This window comes from Neisseria sp. P0022.S009 (genome assembly GCF_051956675.1).
Lineage (GTDB): Bacteria > Pseudomonadota > Gammaproteobacteria > Burkholderiales > Neisseriaceae > Neisseria.
In genome coordinates, this window is the sequence record NZ_JBQCXE010000023.1 from 1 (window position 1) to 1,008 (window position 1,008).

A 1,008-nucleotide genomic window follows, 5' to 3' on the forward strand; every position below is an offset into this window, starting at 1 on the left:
GTGGGTGGTTTTGTGGGTGGGGGTGGTTTTTGGTGGGGGTTTTGGTTTGGGGTTTGTTTTGGGTGGGGTGTGTTGGTGGTGTGGTTTTGTTTTTGGTGGGTTGGTTTGTGTTGGTTGTTTTGTTGTTGTTGGGTGGGTTTGTGGGTGGGGTTGTGGGTTGGTTGGTTTGTGTGTGGTTGGTGGTGTTGGGGTTGTTTGTGGGGTTTGTGGGGTTGGTGGGGTTGTTGTTTGTTTTGGGGTTGTGTTGGTTGTTGGGTTTGAGGTTGTTGTCTGTGGGGTGGTTGGTGGGGTTTTTGGTGGTGGGGTCGTTGTTGTTTTTTGGTTGTGTGTGGGTGGGGGTTGTTGTGTTTTTGTTTTTTGGTTTTGTTGGGGGTGTTTTGGGTTTTGGGGTTTGGGGTGGTTTGTGTTGTGTTGGGTTGTTGTGTTGTTGGGGGGGTGGGGGTGGTTTTGGTTTTGTGGTTTTTGGTTTTGTTGTTTTTTGTTTGGTTGTTTGTGGTTGGTTTGGTGTTGTTTGGGTTTTTGGTTTTGGGTTTGTTTTTTGGGGTGTTTTTGGTTTGGTCGTTTGTTTTGGTGTGGGGGTCGTTTGCTTTTTTTATTGGTGGTTTTGGTTGTTTTGTCGGTGTTGGTTTGGAGCTGTTTTTTTTCGCGTAGGGTTGTTTTGTGGGGTGTGTGTTTTTTGGTGGTGTGGTGTGTGTTGTGTGTGGGTTGGTTGGGTGGGTTGGTGTGGGGGTGGTTGTTGGTGGGGGTGGTTGTTGGATGGTGTTGGGGTGGGGTTTTGGTGGGGGTGGGTTTTTTTTGGGGGGGGTGGTGGGGGGGTTGGTTGTTTTGGTTGTTTTTTTTGTTTTTGTTTTTGTTGTTTGTGTTTTTGTTGGGTGTTGTTGTTGGGATTTGTGTGTGGGGTGGGTGGGGTGGGTGGTGTGGGGTTGTTGGTGTTGTGGGTGTTGGTTTGGTCTTTGTTCGTTGGGTTGTTTGGTGTTTTTGTGTGTTTTTGTTTGTTCGTGGTTGTGT

General features: G+C 47.8%; 1 protein-coding gene. It reads right to left on the reverse strand.

Going from position 1 to position 1,008, the window contains the following annotated elements; translation table 11 throughout:
• On the reverse strand, window positions 1-1,008 hold a 1,008-nt coding region (locus ACTHUG_RS11240; protein ID WP_440422251.1), incomplete at both ends, for a hypothetical protein.